Origin of the sequence: Marinobacterium sp. xm-m-383 (assembly GCF_013283255.1) — a bacterium.
GTDB lineage: Bacteria > Pseudomonadota > Gammaproteobacteria > Pseudomonadales > Balneatricaceae > Marinobacterium_E.
Genome location: NZ_WBYT01000006.1, coordinates 92,442 through 114,770, shown reverse-complemented (window position 1 = coordinate 114,770; position 22,329 = coordinate 92,442). Strand labels below are relative to the sequence as shown.

At 48.6% G+C, this 22,329-nt stretch carries 23 protein-coding genes; 4 read left to right on the top strand and 19 right to left on the bottom strand.

Going from position 1 to position 22,329, the window contains the following annotated elements:
* Positions 1-264: 264 nt before the first annotated feature.
* The 16 genes from der to XMM383_RS10710 form a co-directional block, all read right to left on the bottom strand.
* Positions 265-1,701, bottom strand: a complete 1,437-nt coding sequence (gene der, locus XMM383_RS10785; RefSeq protein WP_173480725.1) for a ribosome biogenesis GTPase Der — start codon at positions 1,699-1,701, stop codon at positions 265-267.
* Between the two features lie 81 nt (positions 1,702-1,782).
* Positions 1,783-2,931, bottom strand: a complete 1,149-nt coding sequence (gene bamB, locus XMM383_RS10780) for an outer membrane protein assembly factor BamB (protein ID WP_173480724.1) — start codon at positions 2,929-2,931, stop codon at positions 1,783-1,785.
* The gene (locus XMM383_RS10775) at positions 2,931-3,587 is read right to left on the bottom strand and encodes a tetratricopeptide repeat protein (RefSeq protein WP_173483754.1); all 657 of its coding nucleotides are present in this window, start codon (positions 3,585-3,587) and stop codon (positions 2,931-2,933) included. The genes bamB and XMM383_RS10775 overlap by 1 nt, the downstream gene beginning before the upstream one ends.
* A 13-nt stretch (positions 3,588-3,600) precedes the next feature.
* A complete protein-coding gene (hisS, locus tag XMM383_RS10770) occupies positions 3,601-4,878 on the bottom strand; it encodes a histidine--tRNA ligase (RefSeq protein ID WP_173495074.1) in 1,278 nt (425 codons plus the stop codon).
* Positions 4,879-4,905: 27 nt separating this feature from the next.
* On the bottom strand, positions 4,906-5,892 hold the full coding sequence (locus XMM383_RS10765) for a RodZ domain-containing protein (RefSeq protein ID WP_173488647.1): 987 nt from the start codon (positions 5,890-5,892) through the stop codon (positions 4,906-4,908).
* Positions 5,889-6,662: a type IV pilus biogenesis/stability protein PilW gene (gene pilW, locus XMM383_RS10760; RefSeq protein ID WP_217363641.1), complete on the bottom strand. Its 774-nt coding sequence runs from the start codon at positions 6,660-6,662 to the stop codon at positions 5,889-5,891. Before pilW ends, XMM383_RS10765 begins: the two co-directional genes overlap by 4 nt.
* Before the next feature lie 62 nt (positions 6,663-6,724).
* Complete coding sequence (gene rlmN, locus XMM383_RS10755) at positions 6,725-7,834, bottom strand: 23S rRNA (adenine(2503)-C(2))-methyltransferase RlmN (RefSeq protein WP_173480720.1); 1,110 nt, start codon at positions 7,832-7,834, stop codon at positions 6,725-6,727.
* A gap of 57 nt (positions 7,835-7,891) precedes the next feature.
* On the bottom strand, positions 7,892-8,299 hold the full coding sequence (ndk, locus tag XMM383_RS10750; protein WP_173495073.1) for a nucleoside-diphosphate kinase: 408 nt from the start codon (positions 8,297-8,299) through the stop codon (positions 7,892-7,894).
* A 139-nt stretch (positions 8,300-8,438) separates the two neighbouring features.
* Positions 8,439-8,777, bottom strand: a complete 339-nt coding sequence (gene fdx / locus XMM383_RS10745) for an ISC system 2Fe-2S type ferredoxin (RefSeq protein ID WP_173480719.1) — start codon at positions 8,775-8,777, stop codon at positions 8,439-8,441.
* Between the two features lie 9 nt (positions 8,778-8,786).
* Positions 8,787-10,643, bottom strand: a complete 1,857-nt coding sequence (gene hscA / locus XMM383_RS10740; protein WP_173483756.1) for a Fe-S protein assembly chaperone HscA — start codon at positions 10,641-10,643, stop codon at positions 8,787-8,789.
* Between the two features lie 2 nt (positions 10,644-10,645).
* Positions 10,646-11,179 carry a Fe-S protein assembly co-chaperone HscB gene (gene hscB, locus XMM383_RS10735; protein ID WP_173480717.1) on the bottom strand — a complete coding sequence of 178 codons (534 nt, stop codon included), beginning with the start codon at positions 11,177-11,179 and terminating at the stop codon, positions 10,646-10,648.
* 19 nt (positions 11,180-11,198) lie between these two features.
* Positions 11,199-11,522: an iron-sulfur cluster assembly protein IscA gene (iscA, locus tag XMM383_RS10730; RefSeq protein WP_173480716.1), complete on the bottom strand. Its 324-nt coding sequence runs from the start codon at positions 11,520-11,522 to the stop codon at positions 11,199-11,201.
* Positions 11,523-11,564: 42 nt separating this feature from the next.
* Positions 11,565-11,945 (bottom strand): Fe-S cluster assembly scaffold IscU, encoded by a 381-nt coding sequence (gene iscU / locus XMM383_RS10725; protein WP_173480715.1) that lies wholly within the window; start codon positions 11,943-11,945, stop codon positions 11,565-11,567.
* A gap of 22 nt (positions 11,946-11,967) precedes the next feature.
* On the bottom strand, positions 11,968-13,182 hold the full coding sequence (locus XMM383_RS10720; protein ID WP_173480714.1) for an IscS subfamily cysteine desulfurase: 1,215 nt from the start codon (positions 13,180-13,182) through the stop codon (positions 11,968-11,970).
* Between the two features lie 37 nt (positions 13,183-13,219).
* Positions 13,220-13,696, bottom strand: coding sequence for a Fe-S cluster assembly transcriptional regulator IscR (iscR, locus tag XMM383_RS10715; RefSeq protein WP_173480713.1), 477 nt, complete (start codon positions 13,694-13,696; stop codon positions 13,220-13,222).
* Positions 13,697-13,785: 89 nt separating this feature from the next.
* Positions 13,786-14,535, bottom strand: a complete 750-nt coding sequence (locus XMM383_RS10710; protein ID WP_173495072.1) for an RNA methyltransferase — start codon at positions 14,533-14,535, stop codon at positions 13,786-13,788.
* Positions 14,536-14,664: 129 nt separating this feature from the next.
* Between XMM383_RS10710 and XMM383_RS10705 the strand changes: the two genes are divergently transcribed.
* The 3 genes from XMM383_RS10705 (at position 14,665) to XMM383_RS10695 (ending at position 18,006) form a co-directional block, all read left to right on the top strand.
* Complete coding sequence (locus XMM383_RS10705; protein WP_254442795.1) at positions 14,665-15,465, top strand: inositol monophosphatase family protein; 801 nt, start codon at positions 14,665-14,667, stop codon at positions 15,463-15,465.
* 74 nt (positions 15,466-15,539) lie between these two features.
* Positions 15,540-16,685 (top strand): nitric oxide-sensing protein NosP, encoded by a 1,146-nt coding sequence (nosP, locus tag XMM383_RS10700; RefSeq protein WP_173495071.1) that lies wholly within the window; start codon positions 15,540-15,542, stop codon positions 16,683-16,685.
* Positions 16,672-18,006 (top strand): hybrid sensor histidine kinase/response regulator, encoded by a 1,335-nt coding sequence (locus tag XMM383_RS10695; protein ID WP_173480710.1) that lies wholly within the window; start codon positions 16,672-16,674, stop codon positions 18,004-18,006. The genes nosP and XMM383_RS10695 overlap by 14 nt, the downstream gene beginning before the upstream one ends.
* Here XMM383_RS10695 and XMM383_RS10690 read toward each other — a convergent pair.
* On the bottom strand, positions 18,003-18,650 hold the full coding sequence (locus XMM383_RS10690; RefSeq protein WP_173480709.1) for a response regulator transcription factor: 648 nt from the start codon (positions 18,648-18,650) through the stop codon (positions 18,003-18,005). The genes XMM383_RS10695 and XMM383_RS10690 overlap by 4 nt on opposite strands.
* A gap of 4 nt (positions 18,651-18,654) precedes the next feature.
* Complete coding sequence (locus tag XMM383_RS10685; RefSeq protein ID WP_173480708.1) at positions 18,655-19,107, bottom strand: GNAT family N-acetyltransferase; 453 nt, start codon at positions 19,105-19,107, stop codon at positions 18,655-18,657.
* Between the two features lie 191 nt (positions 19,108-19,298).
* Here XMM383_RS10685 and XMM383_RS10680 point away from each other — a divergent pair, with 191 nt between their 5' ends.
* Complete coding sequence (locus tag XMM383_RS10680; RefSeq protein WP_173495070.1) at positions 19,299-20,819, top strand: aldehyde dehydrogenase family protein; 1,521 nt, start codon at positions 19,299-19,301, stop codon at positions 20,817-20,819.
* A gap of 207 nt (positions 20,820-21,026) precedes the next feature.
* Here the strand turns inward: XMM383_RS10680 and XMM383_RS10675 are convergent, their stop codons facing one another.
* Positions 21,027-22,322 carry an adenylosuccinate synthase gene (locus tag XMM383_RS10675; protein WP_173483580.1) on the bottom strand — a complete coding sequence of 432 codons (1,296 nt, stop codon included), beginning with the start codon at positions 22,320-22,322 and terminating at the stop codon, positions 21,027-21,029.
* Positions 22,323-22,329: the final 7 nt, after the last annotated feature.

Here is a 22,329-nt window from a genome sequence, read left to right as displayed (position 1 = left end):
TTGTCTTGTTAAGCTTTTGTGCTCAACCTCAACAAGCGCCCACACGCATTACCTGATTAATTGTTAAAGAGCGTGCCACCGATCTCTTGGTGGCTGCTTGAGTACTCGTCTCAAGCGAGGTGCGTATATTACCGACACCCGATTTTTATTCAACCCCTTTTTTGTAAAAAAACACACTTTTTTGAACATTTATTTTTACTGGGTTTGCAGTAATGAAAAACGCACCTTTAATAAGGTGCGTTTTTTGTAGGAGTGGGAGAAAGATCAGCGCTTACGCTTTTTATCTTTCGCTCGCTTCTTCATCTCTTTAATGTGCTGACGATGTCTCTCTTTTTTAGCCTCCTGGCGACCGGAGAGTTTATTCACTCTGCCAGAAAAAGGGTTATCGCCCGTTTTAAATTGGAAGCGAATCGGTGTTCCGCGCACTTTTAGAAGCGAGGTAAAGCGATTCTCAAGATAGCGCTTATAAGAGCCCGGCAGTGCGTTGGTCTGATTTCCATGCACTACAATGATAGGCGGGTTTGAACCACCCTGGTGAGCAAAGCGCAACTTAATACGGCGATTATTGACCGCTGGTGGCTGATGATCAGCTACAACATCTTCAAGCAGACGAGTCAGCTCATTAGTCGACCATTTTTTCATTGCACAACGGTAGGCTTCGTTCACTGACCGATAAAGATCGCCAACACCCGTTCCATGCAGCGCCGAGATGAAGTGGAAACGAGCAAAGGTCGCAAACCCCATGCGGCGCTCTACTTGAGTCTTAACCTTCTCTTTTGCTTCATAGTCCATGCCGTCCCACTTATTCAGTGCAACTACCAGAGCTCGGCCAGAGTCGATCACGAAGCCGAGCATGTTTAGATCTTGCTCAGTGACACCATCACGCGCATCAATGATTGCGACAACAACATTGGCATCTTTGATAGCCTGAAGCGTTTTGATGATTGAGAACTTCTCTACCGCCTCTGTCACTTGACGACGACGGCGAACCCCGGCCGTATCAATTAGAGTGTATGGCTGGCCATCTCGCTCGTATGGAATGTAGATACTGTCTCGAGTCGTCCCGGCATGGTCGTATACCACTACGCGCTCTTCACCAAGCATTCGGTTTACCAGCGTAGATTTACCCACATTAGGGCGACCAACAATGGCGATACGAATATTGCCATCATCTTCCTCTTCCGGCTCTGCGCCCTCTTCAGGGTATGGCACACCGGCTTCATCTAATGTCATATCAATCAACTGACGAACACCGCGACCATGAGCCGCTGCAATGGAGAGCGGATCCCCAATACCCAGCGCATAGAAGTCAGAGCGAGCGATATCAGGATCCAATCCATCGGTCTTATTGACTACAAGGTAGACTTTTTTCTCGTGACGACGCAGATGATCTGCAATCATTTCGTCAGCTGGGTTGATACCTGCACGAGCATCCACAAGGAACAGAACGATATCGGCTTCATCAACTGCTTGAAAAGACTGCTGTGCCATTTCACGGTCAATACCGCTCTCGTCACCCGTGATACCACCAGTATCTATGACAATATAGTCTCGCTCCCCTAGATCACCTTCACCGTACTTACGGTCACGTGTCAATCCAGGAAGATCGGCAACCAGCGCATCACGCGATCTGGTCAAGCGGTTAAACAGGGTCGATTTACCGACATTAGGGCGCCCAATTAGGGCAATTACCGGAAGCATATTGCTCACCTGATTCCAAAAAACAGAAGGCGGCAACCCGCTAGTCAGGTCACCGCCTTATATAAAATTAAAAGGCTTTTGCTATTTTAGCGTTAAAGCACTCAATTTACCCGAGTTACTGAGTACAAATGTTGTATCCCCTACCACGACCGGATCCGCCGTGACAGGTGAACTACCCAAATTGACTCGAGCGATAGGACGTCCGTCGATTTGCGACAGGGCATGTAGGTAACCCAGAGCATCCCCAAAAATTACTTCGTTACCAACCACTACCGGTGCCGATAAGCCTCGATTAGCAAAATCAGAGTTGCGCCAAACACTGGCTGACGACGAGACATCAAAGGCCTCAACCGCTCCCTTTGCATCGACCGCATAGACATTACCAAAACCGACCGCCAGCTCTTGATAAGTAGAGAAGGATTGAGTCCAGACTGTTGACGCCGTGCGCGGGTTGATCGCTACCACACGACCTTGATACCCGCCGGTCAGAATAAGATCGTTTGCTATTGCAAAGCCACCATCCAAATCCATTAGACGCTCAAACTCAGAACGACCCATCGCATCAGCCGCACGAATCTCCCAGGCTGGAATACCTGTTTCGCCCGCCAGTGCGACTACCTTACCGTTAGCAAATCCAGCTACGACACCATCACTCAGCATGAGGGGAGTACCGGTACCACGAAGCGTCAGTGCAGGCTCTTGAGCATCATAGACCCAACGAGATTCACCGGTAATGCGATCAAAGGCGGCTAGCTGACCATTCACCTGCTGAACAACAACCAGTGACGTGCCCACTTGTGGCTGAGCCGTCACTTCGGACTTCAGCTGAGCTCGCCACTGTTCCGAACCATCTTTTGCAGATAGCGCCACCAGTTCAGCGCTATCAAGAACCACTAACGCTAGATCAAACCCTGCACCGACACCTGCACTGATTTCGGCATCCAGGTCAACGCTCCAGTTCAGCGCACCCGATTCCAGCGCATAGGATGAGATTCGTCCTTGCTTATCAGAGATCAGTAACGAATCGTTTGTCACACCTGGCTTAAACTGGTGAAACTCATCCCCAAACGACGCACCCACATCTGCACTCCAAACAAGGTTGAAGGCTTTCTCTTGTTCAAACGCGACCAACTCTTGTGGGCCGGACTCTTTTTCACCAGAAAAAATACCGCAACCAGACAAAAGACTGGTTGCAGCTGCTACAACAAAGGCACGTCTAATGAGATTCATTACGATGCATCTCCAGTCGCTAAATCATCATATTTCAGTTTAATCACCTGCTTGCGCTGAGGATCGGCCGACGCCATTGCCGCTTCATACGAAGCTCTCGCTTCCGAAGCGTTACCCATTGCAGCAGCCACATCTCCCTGAACCTCAGCAAATAGTGATGGGAAATCTGAGCCACTTAACTGTGCTAATGACGCTTTAGCTGCTTCAGCTTGCCCTAATCCTAATTGCACTTTCGCTTTACGGATTGTAGCCAAAGACTTCATATCTAATGGCGAGACTTCACTCGTAATCACATAATCGAGCTGCTCAAGCGCACCTTCTAAATCGCCAGCATTCACTGATACACGAGCTAACACCATTGCCGCCATAGGGGCATAAGCGCTCGATGCATAATCTGCGCGAAGATCTTTCCCAACCTGTATCAAGGACGTAACCGCGGCATCATCCAGTGGCAAAGCGGTTGCGACAGGATTGAGAATCGACTCATACATAGCGGAAGCGTTTGCAGCAAAGTCATCTTGATACTGATTCCAGCCACGCCACCCAAACACAGCAGCCACAGCAATTACGACACCCATGATTAGGGATTTACCGTTCTCTTTCCACCAACTTTTGAGCGCTTCAACCTGCTCTTCTTCTGTACGTAGCTCAGCCACTATACTCTCCAACCTAAAGACTAAATTTACCTTTCAATTCACTGACCAGTGAATCTTGAGCAACTCGAACTTGATCGCCATTACCACGCAGCGGTTTTAAACTCACTTCGGACGCAGCACGCTCATCGTCACCGATAAGAATGGCAAAATCTGCTCCACTCTTATCAGCCTTTTTCATCTGACTTTTAAATCCACCGCCGCCGCAATGCAACTGAACTCGAAGGCCCGCCTCGTGACGAAGCGTTTCAGCAACACTCATCGCGGTCGCTAGATTATCATCCCCCATTCCGATGACATAGACATCGATACGTTGACGAACACTCTCAGGAACCAGTTGCAGCTCTTCAAGGAGAAGAACCAGACGCTCGACACCCATTGCGAAACCGACAGCCGGGGTTGGCTTGCCACCTAATTGACTCACCAGTCCATCGTATCGGCCACCGGCACAGACAGTACCTTGGGCGCCTAACGCATCGGTCACCCACTCAAATACGGTCTTACCGTAGTAGTCTAGACCACGCACCAAGCGAGAATTAACACGGTATTCGATACCCGCAGCCTCGAGCAGTGACTTCAACTGTTCAAAGTGTGCTTTGGACTCTTCGTCGATGTAATCATGAAAATGAGGTGCATCGTTCAATAGCTGCTGGGTGTTTTGATCTTTAGAGTCCAATATTCTGAGTGGATTAGACTCAAGGCGACGCTGACTGTCAGCATCTAGCTGATCTTTACGAGCCGACAGATAGCTGACAAGGTCCTCTTTAAACCGTGCACGAGCTTCAGCTGAACCCAAGGTATTTAATTGAAGCTCAACGGAGTTGATCAACCCTAAGCGCTTCCAAAGTTGAGCACTCATGATGATCACTTCTGCGTCAATATCAGGACCATCCATACCGAAAGCTTCAGCACCTACCTGGTGGAACTGACGATAGCGACCTTTCTGCGGGCGCTCATGACGAAACATTGGACCAGTGTACCAAAGGCGTTGGACTTGATTGTAAAGAAGGCCGTGCTGTTCTGCTGCACGAACACAACTTGCAGTCCCTTCCGGGCGAAGTGTCAAACTATCACCGTTACGATCTTCGAAGGTGTACATTTCCTTCTCAACGATATCGGTTACTTCACCAATTGAGCGTTTGAATAACTCAGTTTGTTCTACGATAGGGGTACGAATCTCAGCATAGCCATAAGCCTGCAGGACCGTTTTTACTTGAGTTTCTAGATACTGCCAGACCGGTGACTGGTCTGGCTGAAGATCATTCATACCACGAATGGCTTGTAGCTTTGCCAATTTTATAACCCGTAATGTGCGATCTAATTATCGCGATAATGTTAAACGGGCTACATTCTTTCTGGTATGAGGTTCTAAATCAACTGTTGAGCCATCAAAAGTTACAGAACTGACTGCATTCGCACGTCCAATGACAATTGAAAACGGGGCTTTACCTTTGATTGTCAGATCCTGTCCTTTTTTTGATAGCCCGTTAAACAGCGCTTCACCGGTAGCATCTTTGATATTCAGCCAACTGACATCGCTAAATTTAATCGTCACACCATCTGAACCACTCGTATTAACAGGTGAAGCGGTCAAGGGTTCGTTAGGCTCGGACTTTTCCGCCGGTTTGGGCTGCTCTGTTTTGACTGGAACGGCCGCCGTTTTAGATTCGAGATCAGGCGTTTCAGCAGGCTTAGGTAGCTCAATCGCTTTGGGCGCTTCAACCACCGCATCTTCATTAGACTCTTGAGTCATTGTTTTGATAGGTATTGAAAGACCCTCAGACTCTCCTGCCAATGGCGGAAGCGCCTGACTGCTCTGCTGCTCTTCAGGTTCAGAACCACCAAACAAACCGGACATCCCAAGTGTCGGCCAATTAATTTGAGAAGCCCCAAAAGCAAGACCTGCTAAAAGAGCCGCAATGATGACCAACCGAAAGAGGAGTGTTAATAGCGAACTTGCACGACGCGGGTTGAGTTTCATCACCGTACCGGCGGTCGCTGAACCCGCTGATTTAATGGCTGAGCGGCGTTTAACAGGCCGCTGACCAATAGCCGCATTGTACTGTTCAACAAAGGTCTCGGGATCCAACCCAACTCGATTACAGTAGTTACGAATATAACCACGCGCAAACACCGGCTGACCCAATTGATCAAGGTCACCCGCTTCAATCGCAGAAAAAACAGCACTGGTTAGCTTCAGATCTCGCTGCAGCGCACCAGCAGAGATACCCAATGATTCACGGGCAGCAATCAGCTTGTGGTTTTCAAATCCTGAGAGGCTATCGCCCAATAGATCATGGTCTGTCACAGGCCAGTATCCTTAAATTTATTATACTCTTCGGAATTCGGATAAAGGTTCTTCAAAAGCAGCGCATAACTTGCCGCTTTTGATGGGTTCCCACTATATCTGGCTAACCTTACACCAACCCAAAGACTTTTGGCAAAGTGCTGGGTCTCTTGAGCATCAAGTTGCTGTTGAAAGATTGCATAGTGTTGAGCGGCCAGTGAAGCCTGTCCTTTATCTAAGTAAAGATCTGCAAGCTCAATATGAGCCGTCACCCGAAGTGGTGACAGTGTCACTGAACGATTAAAGACGTGCTCCGCAGCGGAATCACGATCGATCAGACGGTAGCAGCGACCCAAGTTTTCAAATGCTTGTGCTCGCTGTGTATAGAAAGGATCTTCAGTTGATCTTGCTAAGGCTTTACAGGCCTCTTCAAACCGCTGCTGAGAAAAAAGAAAGGCGCCATAGTTGTTAAAGATCATGGCAGAGTTAGGGTCTGCTTGAGTGGCTCTTTGAAAATATTGATCGGCCAGTTCTGGTTCACGCTCGGCTTGAAACACCATTGCCAAACCATTCAACGCTGGGGCATAGCCAGGGTCGGCCAAAGCAGCCTGTTGAAGAGACTCTTTTGCCGATGCCGTATCACCCGCCTGGAGATATTGCATACCCAGCTTGGTGTAGGCTGCTAGGGCAGATTGATCTATTCGCCCTTTAGGTTGTTCACTCGATGAAAAAGCGGAACAGCCTGCCAAAGTAATAGAGCAAAAAAGAGTTACTGCTTTGAATAGGGACACAAAATACCGTTTAGAAACTTAAAGTTAGTTTCATTAACGATAGTAGAATAGTGTCAATAAATCTAGCTCGTTTGATTGTGAAGTTCGATGTACTTCGCACTGCGACGAGTCTTATCCTCAACCTGACCGACGAGCTGACCACAAGCCGCATCCACATCATCGCCACGAGTACGGCGAACGGTCGTAAGGATATTCCCTTTCAACATCTCAGACTTAAATGCCTGAATTGCCTGCTCAGAGGGGCGATCGTATCCAGAATTTGGAAAAGGATTAAATGGAATCAGGTTAAGCTTACAAGGCACCTGACGAAGCAACTTAACCAGCTGACGAGCATGCTCACGCTGATCGTTCACACCAGCAATCAGTGTGTACTCGATCGTTGCTACACGTCGATCCGACAGCTTATCGAAATAGCGTTTGACCGAAGCCATTAGCTCTTCGATCGGGTAGCGCTTATTGATAGGCACTAACTGATCACGCAGTTCATTGTTTGGAGCATGCAGAGAGATCGCTAATGAGACATCAGCACCTAACTCAGCAAGCTTGTCGATTTTAGGAACCACACCGGCCGTACTCAGGGTCACACGACGCTTAGAGAGACCATAGGCGTTATCTTCCATCATCAACTGTACTGCATCAAACACAGCATCAAAGTTCATCAGCGGCTCACCCATACCCATTAACACGACGTTGGATACGCGTCGTTCACCACTTGGGTCAAACGGCCCAAAGGAACGGATAGCAACACGAAGCTGAGCGATGATTTCGGCAGCGCTAAGGTTTCGGTTGAAGCCTTGCTTGCCTGTTGAACAGAAGCTGCAGTCCAAAGAACAACCCACCTGTGAAGAGACACAGAGCGTGCGGCGATCCCCTTCAGGAATCAAGACCATCTCAATCGCTGAACCACCATCCATCTGGATGACCCATTTACGGGTACCATCTTTGGACGTTTTATCCAGTAACACCTCTGGCTCACGAATTTCAGCAACCTCAGATAGGCGTTCACGTAGGGCTTTGCTGATGTTCGTCATCTCATCAAACGAACTGGCACCCTGCTGGTGAATCCACTTTAGGACTTGAGTTGCACGAAAACGCTTCTCACCCATCTCCTCAAAGAAATCTTCAAGCTTAGTAGGTGATAGACCGATAAGGTTTACTTTCTGTTCTGCCATGAGCTTTGGACCAAAAAAAAGGCGCCCTCCGATCAACGGAGAGCACCTTGGGCGTCATTATGCGCCGAAGAAGTATTCGATTTCGCGTGCTGCAGAAGTAGCAGAGTCAGAACCGTGTACTGCGTTCGCATCGATAGACTCAGCAAAGTCACGACGGATAGTGCCTTCAGCTGCTTCTTGTGGGTTAGTTGCACCCATTAGTTCACGGTTTTTAGAGATAGCGTTTTCACCTTCAAGAACCTGAACAACAACTGGACCAGACGTCATGAAAGAGACTAGGTCGCCGAAGAAAGGACGCTCTTTGTGCTCTGCGTAGAAACCTTCAGCATCAGCTTGTGAAAGCTGTTTCATCTGCATAGCAGAAACTTTTAGGCCTGCTTTTTCGAAACGAGAAACGATCTCACCGATAACGTTTTTAGCAACAGCATCAGGTTTGATGATAGATAGAGTACGTTCAGTAGCCATGACTGTGTAATCCTTTAATTAAATTATGGGTTAAAATTTGTGCGCGGATTATACGTTATGCGACGAAAGATAAATAGCCCTTCAACCACAACAAAAAAGGCCCGCTTTACGGACCCTTTTCAGAGATGCTTTAGAAGGATCAATGCCCTTCTGATACCTGATTGATGGTGTATTTAGGAATCTCAACAACAAGATCTTCATCACCGACAACGGCCTGGCAACTTAGTCTCGATTCAGGCTCAAGGCCCCAGGCCTTATCGAGCATGTCATCTTCTAACTCGTCGGACTCCTCGAGGCTATCAAAACCCTCACGGACGACGACATGACAAGTAGTGCAAGCACAAGATTTTTCACAAGCGTGCTCAATATGAATATCGTTCGCCAGTGCTGCATCACAGATCGTAACACCCGGCTCCACATCGATCACTTTGCCGTCTGGGCACAACTCTTCATGGGGTAGGAAGATCACTTGAGTCATTACATTTACCTAATCTAATTGATCAACGCGCTGGCCTTGCAACGCTTTTTGGATTGATTGATCCATTCTGCGGGCTGCGAAGAAGTCACTTACTTGGGCGAGATGCTCTACGCCGGACTCTATCGCTTTAGAGCTCGCACCATCACGAAGCGAACGCAGAACGTCAATTTCTGAAAGAAGATCCTGTCGCTCCTGATCGCTCAGCAACTGCTCGCCATCTTCAGCAATCGCCGCTTCAAGCGATACGATTAAACGATCTGCCTCAACCTGCTGTTCACGCAAGGCGCGCCGCTCTTTATCATCTGCAGCAAACTGATAAGAATCCGTTAGCATCTGAGTAATTTCAGAGTCACTCAAACCGTAAGAGGGTTTCACTTGAACCGCACTCTCAATACCGGTTGATAGCTCTTTGGCTGAGACATTCAATAGACCATCCGCATCAACCTGAAAGGTGACTCGGATTTTAGCGGCGCCAGCCGCCATAGGAGGGATACCGCGCAGAGTAAATTGAGCCAGTGATCGGCAGTCATCTACCAACTCACGCTCACCTTGCAGCACATGCACCAACATAGCCGTTTGACCATCTTGGTAGGTTGTAAACTCTTGAGCGCGAGCAACAGGAATCGGCGTATTGCGATGAATTACCTTCTCAACCAAACCACCCATAGTCTCCAACCCTAAAGAGAGAGGGAGCACATCTAACAGCAGCAGCTCTGCATCCGGTTTATTGCCCGCTAAAATATCGGCCTGAAGAGCTGCACCCACCGCCACCACACGATCAGGATCTATGTCGGTATGAGGCTGGCGATTAAAGAACGCCTCGACCCCAGCAACAACGGCTGGCACACGAGTTGAACCACCCACCATCACAACATCGTTGATCTCATCTGGCTTGATGCCCGCATCTTTTAAGGTACGTTTGCAGGCACGAAGCGTTTTCGACACAAGGGGTGCCGTCAACTGTTCAAACTGCTGACGCGTCACCAAAACTTCTTGATCATTAGCCAAGGTTAGAGTGACTGAATCTGAATCCGTCAGTGACTCTTTTGCACGGCGCGCTTGAACCATAAGAGATCGCATAACCGCAGGTGTACGCTCTAGTTCAGGCGCTTGTTCTAGCAACCATTCAGCTAAAGCGTGGTCGAAATCATCGCCTCCCAGCGCCGAATCCCCACCCGTAGCCAGCACCTCAAACACACCCTTGGTCAAGCGCAGTATAGAGATATCAAAGGTACCGCCACCTAAATCGTAAACCGCTACGACGCCTTTATCCTGTTGATCTAAACCGTAAGCGACCGCTGCCGCAGTAGGCTCATTCAGAAGGCGAAGAACTTTCAAGCCGGCCAGCGTGGCCGCATCTTTGGTGGCCTGACGCTGTGCATCATCAAAGTAGGCTGGAACCGTAATAACAGCCCCTTCAAGCTCACCACCCAAAGATTCGGCAGCACGAGCTGAAAGCGCTTTAAGAATATCCGCAGAGATTTGAACCGGACTCAAATCACCCAAGGCTGTTTTGAGGTAGGGCATCCCTCCCTCGCCTTCTGAAAACTGATAAGGAAGTTGATCGCCTAAAGTTAACACTTCATTTGAGGAGCGACCCATTAAGCGCTTAATGGATTGAATCGTGTTAAATGGATCGTCGCTTACTCTCGACAGCGCTTCAGCACCGACGATGGCACCAGCCTCTGAGTAGTGGACAACCGAGGGCAGCAAATGGCGCCCTGCCTCATCAGAAAGTGTCTCTGCAACACCATTTCTAACCGACGCCACCAGTGAATTAGTGGTGCCTAAATCGATCCCTACCGCCAACTTACGTTGATGGGGATCCAAACTCATTCCGGGCTCTGCAATTTGCAAAAGCGCCATGACTAAAACTCCTCATCGAGGCGATCTTCCATGGCCTCTATCTCAGACAGTAGTTTCTTTAAAAATTGCAGCTTGCGAACAGACTCTTCAGCCGACTCCAAATCACCACCCGCATAAGCCACCTGAAAATGATCAAAGCAGGCTTTTTCCAACTCCACAGTTTGTGACTCTAAAGCTTCTAGAGTAGCGAAAGGGTCTGCGGCTTCGGGCGCTTCAGCTAAGGTTTCGCGAAGCTCCATCTGCTGCATTAAAAAGTCCATTGGCAGCTGCTTTCTTGACTCTTCACCGGTCAGCACACCTTGTAATGAGAGAAGGTACTGTGCACGCGAGAGTGGTGACTTAAGCGTTTCATAGGCGGTGTTGAGGTGAGTACTGTTCTGCACAGCCTGGCGCTGTTCAGCATCACCTTTGTGAGCAAATCGGTCTGGGTGATACTCTTTTTGCAGCTCTCGAAACGCTGTATCGAGGAGTGTACGATCAAGAACAAAACCTGCTTCAAGACCGAAGAGTTCGAAATAGTTTTGAGAAAGATTCAAGAATTAAGCCTTAACCGGTTTAAACATGGAAACTTTCGCCGCAACCACACTCACTGGCGACGTTCGGGTTATTGAACTGAAAGCCTTCGTTGAGCCCCTCTTTGACGAAGTCGAGCTCTGTACCCTCTAGATAGACAAGGCTTTTTGGATCAACAACAACCTTAACGCCCTCAAACTCGTATACAGAGTCTTCACTGTTAAGTTCGTCAACATACTCCAGAACGTACGCCATGCCTGAACATCCTGAGGTCTTAACCCCTAAACGGATACCAATGCCCTTGCCGCGTTTTTCTAAATACTTAGCCACATGGTTAGCAGCTGCTGACGTCATCGAAATTGACATAAAAACCTTCTACCTAAACTGTCTACCAGAGGTTAAATGCGATTACTTCTGCTTGCCGCGGTAATCTTCAATGGCTGCTTTGATTGCATCTTCTGCCAAAACTGAACAGTGAATCTTAACGGGAGGAAGCGCTAGCTCTTCAGCGATTTTAGCATTTTTCAGCTCAGCCGCCTCGTCCAGTGTCATACCTTTGACCCATTCAGTCACTAATGAGCTAGATGCAATGGCAGAGCCACAACCATAGGTTTTAAACTTTGCATCCTCAATCACGCCGTCATCACTGACTTTGATTTGAAGTCTCATTACGTCACCACATGCAGGTGCACCGACCATGCCGGTACCTACGTGTGGATCATCACTTTCCATTTTGCCAACATTACGAGGATTCTCGTAGTGATCAATTACTTTATCGCTGTAAGCCATGCTGATCTCCTCTCACTGAGTATTAGTGATGTACCCACTCAACCTTAGTTAAATCCACACCGTCCTTGTACATATCCCACAAAGGCGATAATTCACGAAGTTTTTCTACGGCCACACGTGCTTGTGCCGCTGCGTAATCCACCTCTTCATCGGTCGTAAATCGACCAAAAGAGAAACGGATCGAGCTGTGCGCCATCTCATCATTGAGGCCCAATGCACGTAGCACGTAAGAGGGCTCAAGGCTTGCTGATGTACAAGCAGAACCAGAAGAGACCGCCAAATCTTTCAGAGACATCAGAAGTGATTCACCCTCAACAAAGGCAAAACTCACATTCAGGTTGCCTGGGTAGCGCTGCTCAACAGAACCATTGATATGAACCTCTTCCATATCGCTGATTTGTGACCAGAAACGATCACGAAGTTCAGCCAAACGCTTATGCTCTTGCTCCATCGATGCTTGAGCAATCGCGCAGGCCTCACCCATACCAACCAACTGGTGAGTTGCCAAAGTACCTGAGCGCATACCGCGCTCATGGCCACCACCATGTATTTGAGCTTCAATACGTACACGTGGCTTACGACGCACATACAGTGCACCGACACCTTTCGGGCCATACATTTTGTGGCCACAAAGTGACATTAGATCGACCTTCATCTCGGCCATATCGATTGGTAACTTGCCAGCACTTTGCGCAGCATCTACGTGGAACAGCACACCGTGCTTACGAGTCAATTCACCGATCGCCGCAATATCAGTAATCGTGCCAATCTCATTGTTGACGTGCATCAGAGAGACAAGAATGGTGTCATCGCGAAGCGCATCTGCCACCATCTGTGGCGTAATCAGACCGTCGCTACCCGGTGTTAGGTAGGTCACTTCATACCCTTCACGCTCTAATTGGCGACAGGTGTCGAGGACCGCTTTGTGCTCAATCTTAGAGGTAATGATGTGCTTACCCTTCTTATGGTAGAAGTGCGCAACACCTTTAATGGCCAAGTTATCCGATTCGGTAGCGCCTGAGGTCCAGACGATTTCACGAGGGTCTGCACCAATCAACTCTGCTACCTGGCGACGGGCAGTCTCAGCCGCCTCTTCCGCCTTCCAACCAAACAGGTGCGAACGTGACGCTGGGTTACCAAAGTTACCATCTGGGGTAAGGCACGCCATCATCTTTTCAGCAACACGAGGGTCCACCGGTGTTGTCGCTGAGTAATCTAGATAGATCGGCAGTTTCATACTCTCTCTCCAAAAACGTTAAACTGAGTTATGGCTCTTATGCGCTGGCAACAGAGGGAATTAACCCGTCAGCTGCCGTACTTTGGCTTTGACGATCTGCAACAGCCATTACATCCCTGCGTTTCAAAAGATCTGCAAGGCTAATATCACTAAGAAAGTTGTGGATCTGATCGCTAAGATCGCTCCACAGATGGTGCGTCAAACAGGTCTCACCGGCCTGACAGTTACCTTGGCTGTTACAGCCTGTAGCATCAATCGATTCATTAACCGCATCGATGATAGATGCTACAGTAATCTGTTCGCACTCCAGATTGAGCAGGTAGCCTCCACCTGGCCCCCGCACACTGGTCACCAGTGCGCACTTACGCAACTTGGCAAAAAGCTGCTCAAGATAGGATAAAGAGATACCCTGTCTTTCAGAAATATCCGCCAAACTGACTGGTCCTTTCTCTTTGTTGAGCGCCAAATCAAGCATCGCGGTTACGGCATATCGCCCTTTGGTTGTAAGTCGCATAAGACCTTCCTACACCCTATTGTGTTAAAGGTATTATCTAAAACCCTACAAAAACAGTCAACTATTAATCCTACAATTTTAGTCAACTATTAATCTTTACGGATTGAGCGATTTATCTTGGTCAAAATGCCACGCAAAATATTGACCTCTACTTTGTCTGGTACCGCCCTTAGTAGCAGTCTTCTTAACCGAGTCATTAACTGTCTTGGATTATCAGGCTCGAGAAACTTAATATCGATCAGTGTCTGCTCAAGATGATTAAACATCAGCTCAATCTCTTTTTGATCTGCCAACTCAATATCCCAATCCACACCCCATTGCGGCGCTTCTTCAACCACCGACTCTTGCAGCGCCATGCGCAGTTCATACGCGATCACCTGCACAGCTGCGCCGACATTTAATGAGCTAAAATCGGGATTGGTCGGAATATGAACATGCAGATGACAAGCGTGCAGCTCTTCATTGGTTAAGCCACGATCTTCACGACCAAACAGAATAGCTACTTTGAAATCACCTGAAGAGTGGGAGAGTCGCTCTGAAACTTGAGCTGATAACTCTCTAGGGTTAACGATCGGCCAAGGGATGTGACGACCTCGAGCACTGGTGCCCACCACCAACTGACAATCCGCAACTGCTTCCTGTAACGACTCAACGACCAGTGCAGATTCAAGAATATCATCCGCTCTCGAAGAGCGAGCATTGGCTTCAGGGTGAGGAAAGAGTTTGGGCTCTACCAGACAGAGTTCAGACAGCCCCATATTCTTCATAGCACGCGCAGCAGCACCAATGTTCCCTGGGTGGGTGGTATTAACTAACACGATTCGGATTTTATCTAACATCTGTCTCTCCCTGAGCGGGCGTGATTCTAACAGATGACGCCATGAATCACATCTGCTCGATAGTAGCGGTTTTGTAGCGGTCTGAGGTATAATGAAATTCGCTCTTTTAACAATTCCGGATACTTACTGATGCAACCAATGGTTAACATCGCCCTACGGGCTGCCCGTCAGGCTAGTGAACAGATCACTCACGCTTTAGAACGTCTCGACCTCATTAAAAGCGAGCAGTCGAGTGTCGCTACTTTTTTAAGCGATACGTGCAAAAACGTTGAACGCACTATTGCGTTTAACATCCAAAAAGCGAACCCACACCACAGCATCTTCGGTGAGTATTCAGGTGAGTACCCAGCTCAAGAAGAGGGCCCTAACCCTTGTGAGTGGCGAGTACACCCTATCGACAGTGTTGTTCACTTTTCAAACGCAATCCCCTCTTTTGCGCTGTGCATTACTGGAACTATCCGCGGTAAAGTTGAACACGCACTGATTCTTAACCCCATTACCGGTGAAGAGTTTACTGCGAGCAACGGTCAAGGCGCACAGCTAAACGGCAAACGCCTTCGTGTCAGCAACAGCAAAGCGCTTGATAGCACTCTGATCGGAACCGGTTTCTTGGGTCGTCCTTCAGACAAGAGCAACCTTGATCTACAACTGAACATTAACCGCGCATTGATTGAAGCGAACGCTGACATTTTCAGCACCGGTTCTGTCGCACTGAATCTAGCTTACACTGCAGCCGGTCGAATTGACGGCGTTGTTCAGAAAGGCGTGGTGGCAGAAGAGATCGATGCAGGCCTACTCATTCTTCGCGAAGCGGGTGGCCTATCGGCTGATTTTACAGGCGGAACTGACATCCGCGGCAAAGGTGAGCTGATCGCCGCTAACCCGAAACTGTTTAAAGCACTGGTTACCAAGGTTCATAGCCTTAAATAATCATTCTAAAGGCGGGTTGATCCCGCCTCTGTTTTTTCTATACTGGGTGTTCTAAAAACAAAAAGAACACAACAGTGAACGCTCAATCGATATTTACCGCTTCGTCCAGCAACAGCGATCCCGAACTGGCCGTGAAAGAGCTGAAACATCAGCTCAACGATCCCTCAATTCAATTTGTACTGTTCTTCTGTTCAGCCTCTTTCAATCTTGCGAAGTTGGGCTATGCATTAAACGAACAGTTTCATGACATTGGCATTTCAGGCTGCACGACAGCCGGAGAGATAACCCCTAACGGCTATGAGCGCGGCTCGATTACAGCCATTGGTTTCTCTAACCAGGATTTTTGTGTTCAAGTCGGCTCCGTGAAGAACCTGAAACGCTTCACTCTAGGCAATGCTCAAACCATGCTGGATCAGTTGCGGTCACAGTGCACCCTTTCAAGCGCTGCACTGAACGGCTTTGCCATTACTTTGGTTGATGGCCTTTCAATTGACGAAGATATCTTTCTTGCCACCCTCAACTCTGCACTTGGCTCAATCCCCAGCTTTGGCGGATCGGCGGGTGATGACGTCAATCTAGCCACCACCCATGTCTTTTTTGACGGTGATTTCCATACCGACGCGGCGGCCGTTTTGATGGTCAATACACGATTTGAGTTTGAGGTTTTTACAACCCACCACCTACTCCCAACCGATAACAAGTTTGTGGTGACGGACGCTGAACCGCAAAACAGAAAAGTCAATGAACTCAATGCCGACCTAGCGGCGACCGAGTATGCCGATGCACTTGAGCTATCAGTCGATCAGTTAAATAACGATATCTGCACGCTCAACCCCTTGGCTGTCAAAATTGGTGAGCAGTATTTTATTCGCTCCATCCAATCAATTGAGCCCGATTCCAGCCTGACGTTCTTTTGCGCAATGGAGAATGGCATCGCGTTAACACTGATGCAGCCCAAGGATTTAAAAGAGAATCTGATCGATCTATTCAATGGCATTGAGAGTCGCATTGGAAAACCACAGATAGTGATTGGCTGCGACTGTTTTTTACGACGCAGGGAAGCCGAACTTAAAGGTGAAGATCAGCAGGTTTCAGAACTTCTAAAAGCCTTTAATGTGATTGGTTTGAACACCTACGGTGAGCAATTCTCAGGCATGCATATTAACCAAACTTTTACTGCAGTCGCCATCGGACAGAGACGGTTGAATGAGTCAGTCTGAGTTAGACGCTGCGCAGAAAGAGAACGCAAAGCTGCGCAAGATCAACCAAGCGCTGATAGAGCGACTGGAGTCAGGCGCCGTTCAACTGGCAAACCCCTACTCCGCCTTTGAGCATTCCGTTACGCTTGCTGAACAGGTCAGAGAGCGCACCGATGCACTGAACCAAGCGCTGGAAAAGCTTAACCTAAGCCATAGAGAGCTGAGTCAAGCCAACCAAGTCGCCGAGCAAGCCAATCTCTCAAAAACGAAATTCCTAGCGGCCGTTAGCCATGATCTACTGCAACCTCTGAATGCCGCCAGACTGTTCGCCACCACTCTCGCCGAGCAACCCTTGGATGATCGTCCAAAGTCACTGGTAGATTCGATGACTCGTTCACTCAACGATGTAGAGAACCTTTTGAGAACGCTGGTCGATATCTCCAAGTTGGATGCAGGCGTTGTCCATGCGGATAAAACCAATATCAGAGTTGCACCGATTTTGGAGCAACTCTCAACGGAGTTTGAGGCTGCGGCTCAACATGCCGGACTGAAGTTTAAACATCGAACCTGTAACGCTTGGGTACACAGTGACTCGCTGCTACTGATTCGATTACTGCGCAATCTTCTGACCAACGCGATCCGCTATACCAAAACAGGCGGCGTCCTACTCTCCGCAAGGCAACGTGGTGACAAATTGCTGATACAGGTATGGGACACTGGTGAGGGAATTAGCCAAGAGGATCAGAAGAGCATCTTTGATGAGTTCAAACGACTACCCAATGCGGACAAAGCGCACGATAAAGGGTTAGGGCTTGGCCTATCGATCGTCGATAAAATTGCAAAGGTGTTAAACCATACGTTGACTGTGACATCGACACTGGGCAAAGGATCAGTCTTCAGCCTTGAGATCCCAATTTTAAATAGAGCACAGGAGCCGGCTAACGATCCATCCCCCCTCCATCCTTCTCTCTCCTCATCCCTTCAGGGTAAACAGATCCTCGTGGTCGATAACGATGCGACCATTTGTGAAGCCATGAGTCAGCTTCTCACACACTGGGGGGCTAATGTCGCGACCTCACTGAACGGTGAAGCCTTAGGGGATAAGATCGATCTGGGAAGCGTTGATCTGTTAATCGTAGATTACCATCTGGATCAGGGTACCGGCATCGATCTAGCAAAGCGTTTACTTGAGCAGAGCTCCATCGATATTCCTGTACTGGTCGTGACGGCCAACCATAGCCAGAGTCTCAATGAGACGATTCGACAAGAGGGTTTTAGCCTGCTGCACAAACCGCTAAAGCCTTTACTCTTTAGGCAGCGCTTGCGACAGCTGTTGGGCTAGAGATAGATCGAAAAGTCTATGGAAGAGGCTTGATTAGCCGCCTGAACACGGTTATCGACACCCAATCGACGCAGTATTTCAGAGACGTGCGTTTTAATTGTGCTCTCTGAAAGGTTTAACTCATCACCAATCTGTTTGTTTGAGCGCCCTTGGGCAAGCTGCTCTAACACCAAAAGCTGTTTTCGAGTCAGCGCCCTCAGCGTATCGTGAAGCTGATGACTACTATTCTGCTGAGGTGACGCTTGGCGCAACAGCTCTGCAGGCATGTAGAGATCACCCGCCAGTATTTGCTCTATCGCCTTACCGAGGGCCTGCTTAGGCAGAGACTTGGGCACATAACCCACGGCTCCAAGTGCTAAAGCTTGCAGTACTAGTTGTTTATTCTCCTCTGCGGAGACAATGGCAACCGCAACATCGGGATGGTGAGATCGAATGTGTTGCAGTCCTGATAAACCTTGAACCCCAGGCATATTAAGATCCAATAGAACCAGGTCCGGCTGCTGCGCTTCAATGAGTTGATCAACCTCGCTGAATTGACCGCACTCGGCGACTTGCTCATCGGGGTAGAGGTCGATTAAAACATTAACGACCGCCTCTCTATAGAGGGGGTGATCATCAACGACTAGGAACTGGTAAGAAGGCATAGGTTTAAGCGTCTCGAATCATGCCAATGTGAGCAATACCGCACTCATCGTAGACTTCACCATAGGATTGAAAACCAAAGCGCTGATAAAACGCCTCGACGGGTAGTTGTGCCGACAAGCGAATAGCGACACCCGGCGCGAGGGTCTCCAGTATATGAATCGCCTCTTCTGTTAGGGTGTTTGCAAACCCTTTTCCCCGTTCGGCTTTGGGAACTAGGACCCTACCGATCGAGGATTCAGCATAGACTTGGTTGGGTAAGAAGAGTCGTGCATAGGCAACCAGTTCACCGGCACTGTTTTCTAACCAGAGGTGCTGCGCAATCTGATCTTTATCATCCAGATCTTCACATTGACAGCTCTGCTCTAAGAAAAAAACGTTCGAGCGGTGTTTCATGATCTTGTAAAGCTGATCAATCGATAGCTCGTCAAAAGTTTTGAGAAAACGTTTTGTGGTCACTGACTACTCCTTGAAAGTAGTTCGATTCTATCACTACTTTCTCGCACACCACATTGCTCTTTCAAAAACGGTACTTTAGTACCAATTAAAAAGAGCCTTATGGCCGATAGGGGATCTTATCGAAACTCTTCATAGTGAGGTCAGGCTAATCAATAGCCCCTCGACTAAAAAAAACAAATGAGGATTCTTCGATGATCTATGCAAATCCAGGCAGCGCAGGCGCTGTTGTCTCTTTCAAAGCAAAATACGGCAACTACATCGGCGGCCAATGGGTAGAACCAGTTAAAGGCCAATACTTCACAAACCACACTCCTGTAAACGGTGAAGCGATTTGTGAAATCCCACGTTCGACTGAAGAGGATATCAACCTAGCGATTGATGCTGCTGAAGCAGCTAAAGATGCATGGGGCACAACCTCTGTTACAGAACGCTCTAACCTACTGTTAAAAATTGCTGACGTTATCGATTCAAACAGTGAAATGCTGGCGGTTGCTGAAACTTGGGACAACGGTAAAGCCGTTCGTGAAACCCTAGCAGCCGATATCCCACTCTCTTCTGACCACTTCCGTTACTTTGCCGGCTGTATTCGTGCACAAGAGGGAAGCATTGGTGAAATTGATAATAAAACGGTTGCCTACCACTTCCACGAGCCACTGGGCGTGGTTGGACAGATTATCCCATGGAACTTCCCACTACTGATGGCTGCCTGGAAACTGGCACCAGCTCTTGCCGCCGGTAACTGTGTGGTTCTTAAGCCTGCAGAGCAGACTCCTGCCTCAATTTTGGTTCTAATGGAGCTGATTGGCGATCTTCTACCAGCGGGCGTACTTAATATTGTAAACGGCTTTGGTGAAGAGGCCGGTCAGGCATTGGCTAGCAGCAAACGCATTGCGAAGATTGCCTTCACAGGCTCTACGCCTGTTGGCTCACACATCATGAAGTGTGCAGCCGAAAACATTATTCCATCAACCACTGAGCTAGGCGGCAAATCACCTAACATCTACTTCTCGGATGTTATGAACGCTGAACCTGAATTTGTCAGCAAAGCCGTTGAGGGTGCGGTACTAGCCTTCTTTAACCAGGGTGAAGTGTGTACCTGTCCATCACGTCTTCTTGTACAAGAAGATATTGCAGACGAGTTCCTTGCGATGGTGGTTGAACGCGCTAAACAGATCAAACGTGGTAACCCACTGGATACTGACACCATGGTGGGTGCTCAGGCATCACAAGAGCAGTTCGATCGCATTCTTAACTACCTACAGATCGGTCGTGATGAGGGTGCAGAGGTATTGATGGGTGGTGACGTTCACGCAGTGGATGGCGATCTATCCAAAGGCTACTACATCCAACCAACTCTTCTTAAAGGCAGCAATGACATGCGCGTCTTCCAAGAGGAGATCTTTGGACCGGTTGTCTCAGTCTGTACCTTCAAAGACGAAGCGGAAGCACTGGCAATCGCTAACGATACCACTTTCGGTCTTGGTGCTGGTGTATGGACACGCGATAGCAACGTTCAATACCGTATGGGTCGCGGCATTCAAGCCGGTCGTGTATGGATGAACTGTTACCACCTCTACCCTGCTCACGCAGCATTTGGTGGATACAAGAAATCAGGTGTTGGCCGTGAAACGCACAAGATGATGCTGGATCACTACCAACAGACCAAGAACATGCTTATCAGTTACGACATTAACCCACTGGGTTTCTTCTAACGCTTCCAAAGTGCTTGCCCCCGCCAGGGGGCTTTTTTATTCCCAGGATGGGATGTATCCAGCGGTTTCAGGGATGAAATAGAGCTGGGCATATCCAGGATGGGATGTATCCAGCGGTTTCACGGATGAAATGGAGCTGGGAATACCAGCTTTGCTGGCAAAAAAAAGCCGGCTTATTAAGCCGGCTTTCTAGTATCAAGCAACGAATTACGCGTCGTAGGGATCACGTAAAACGATGGTTTCAACACGGTCTGGACCCGTCGAAACGATGTCGATAGGCGCTTCCATTAGCTCTTCGAGCTTAGCGATGTATGCACGCGCATTCTCTGGCAACTGTTCTAGAGTTTGAGCACCGATTGTCGACTCACTCCAACCAGGCACTGACAGGTACTGTGGAGTCACTTTTTCGTAATCTTCACTGCCGTTCAAAGAGTATACGTCGTTACCTTCAGCATCTTTATAGCCGGTACAGATCTTGATCTCTTCCAGGCCATCCAATACGTCCAGTTTAGTCAGACAGATACCAGACACAGAGTTCACTTGAATCGCATGTTTCAGTGCAACTGCGTCGAACCAACCACAACGACGAGCACGACCTGTAGTCGAGCCAAATTCATGGCCACGTTCAGCAAGGCGCTGGCCGATTTCACAATCCAATTCAGTTGGGAAAGGACCACCACCAACACGTGTCGTGTAAGCTTTAGTAATACCTAGGATGTAATCTAGGTAGAGTGGACCAAAACCAGAACCCGTAGAAGTACCACCCGCCGTTGTATTCGAAGAGGTTACGTATGGGTAAGTACCGTGGTCGATATCAAGAAGAGAGCCCTGCGCCCCTTCAAACATGATATTTTGACCCGCTTTACGCATTTCGTGCAGTTTAGCGGTCACATCCACGACAAGCGGAAGCAACTCTTCTGCCATTTCGAAACACTCTTTAAGGACCGCTTCGTAGCTTACCGGTTCTACTTTGTAGTAATTCTCTAGCATGAAGTTATGGTACGCCATCACCTCTTCTAGTTTCTTAGCGAACATCTCGCGATCCTGAAGATCACCAAGACGTAGACCACGGCGAGATACTTTGTCTTCGTATGCTGGTCCAATACCACGACCTGTAGTACCGATCTTGGCATTACCGCGAGCGATCTCACGCGCCTGATCCAGCGCAATGTGGTAAGGCAGAATCAGGGGGCAAGCTGGGCTAAGACGTAGACGTTCACGAACAGGAACACCGGTCTCTTCAAGCTGCTTCATCTCTTTTAACAGAGCGTGCGGAGACAACACCACACCGTTACCAATCAAACACTGAACGTTTTCACGAAGAATGCCTGAAGGAATCAGGTGAAGGACGGTCTTTTCACCATCGATTACCAGAGTGTGGCCCGCATTGTGTCCGCCTTGAAAGCGAACAACCGCTGATGCTTTATCCGTTAGAAGGTCAACGATTTTACCCTTGCCCTCGTCACCCCATTGGGTACCGAGAACTACGACATTTTTGCCCATTAGTATC

Bases quoted from the DNA above. Each gene is read 5' to 3' on its own strand.
- der (WP_173480725.1), bottom strand. From the start codon at position 1,701: ATGCTTCCGGTAATTGCCCTAATTGGGCGCCCTAATGTCGGTAAATCG.
- bamB (WP_173480724.1), bottom strand. From the start codon at position 2,931: ATGAATCTCATTAGACGTGCCTTTGTTGTAGCAGCTGCAACCAGTCTT.
- rlmN (WP_173480720.1), bottom strand. From the start codon at position 7,834: ATGGCAGAACAGAAAGTAAACCTTATCGGTCTATCACCTACTAAGCTT.
- ndk (WP_173495073.1), bottom strand. From the start codon at position 8,299: ATGGCTACTGAACGTACTCTATCTATCATCAAACCTGATGCTGTTGCT.
- fdx (WP_173480719.1), bottom strand. From the start codon at position 8,777: ATGACTCAAGTGATCTTCCTACCCCATGAAGAGTTGTGCCCAGACGGC.
- hscA (WP_173483756.1), bottom strand. From the start codon at position 10,643: ATGGCGCTTTTGCAAATTGCAGAGCCCGGAATGAGTTTGGATCCCCAT.
- iscA (WP_173480716.1), bottom strand. From the start codon at position 11,522: ATGTCAATTTCGATGACGTCAGCAGCTGCTAACCATGTGGCTAAGTAT.
- iscU (WP_173480715.1), bottom strand. From the start codon at position 11,945: ATGGCTTACAGCGATAAAGTAATTGATCACTACGAGAATCCTCGTAAT.
- XMM383_RS10720 (WP_173480714.1), bottom strand. From the start codon at position 13,182: ATGAAACTGCCGATCTATCTAGATTACTCAGCGACAACACCGGTGGAC.
- iscR (WP_173480713.1), bottom strand. From the start codon at position 13,696: ATGCGACTTACAACCAAAGGGCGATATGCCGTAACCGCGATGCTTGAT.
- XMM383_RS10710 (WP_173495072.1), bottom strand. From the start codon at position 14,535: ATGTTAGATAAAATCCGAATCGTGTTAGTTAATACCACCCACCCAGGG.
- XMM383_RS10705 (WP_254442795.1), top strand. From the start codon at position 14,665: ATGCAACCAATGGTTAACATCGCCCTACGGGCTGCCCGTCAGGCTAGT.
- XMM383_RS10695 (WP_173480710.1), top strand. From the start codon at position 16,672: ATGAGTCAGTCTGAGTTAGACGCTGCGCAGAAAGAGAACGCAAAGCTG.
- XMM383_RS10690 (WP_173480709.1), bottom strand. From the start codon at position 18,650: ATGCCTTCTTACCAGTTCCTAGTCGTTGATGATCACCCCCTCTATAGA.
- XMM383_RS10680 (WP_173495070.1), top strand. From the start codon at position 19,299: ATGATCTATGCAAATCCAGGCAGCGCAGGCGCTGTTGTCTCTTTCAAA.
- XMM383_RS10675 (WP_173483580.1), bottom strand. From the start codon at position 22,322: ATGGGCAAAAATGTCGTAGTTCTCGGTACCCAATGGGGTGACGAGGGC.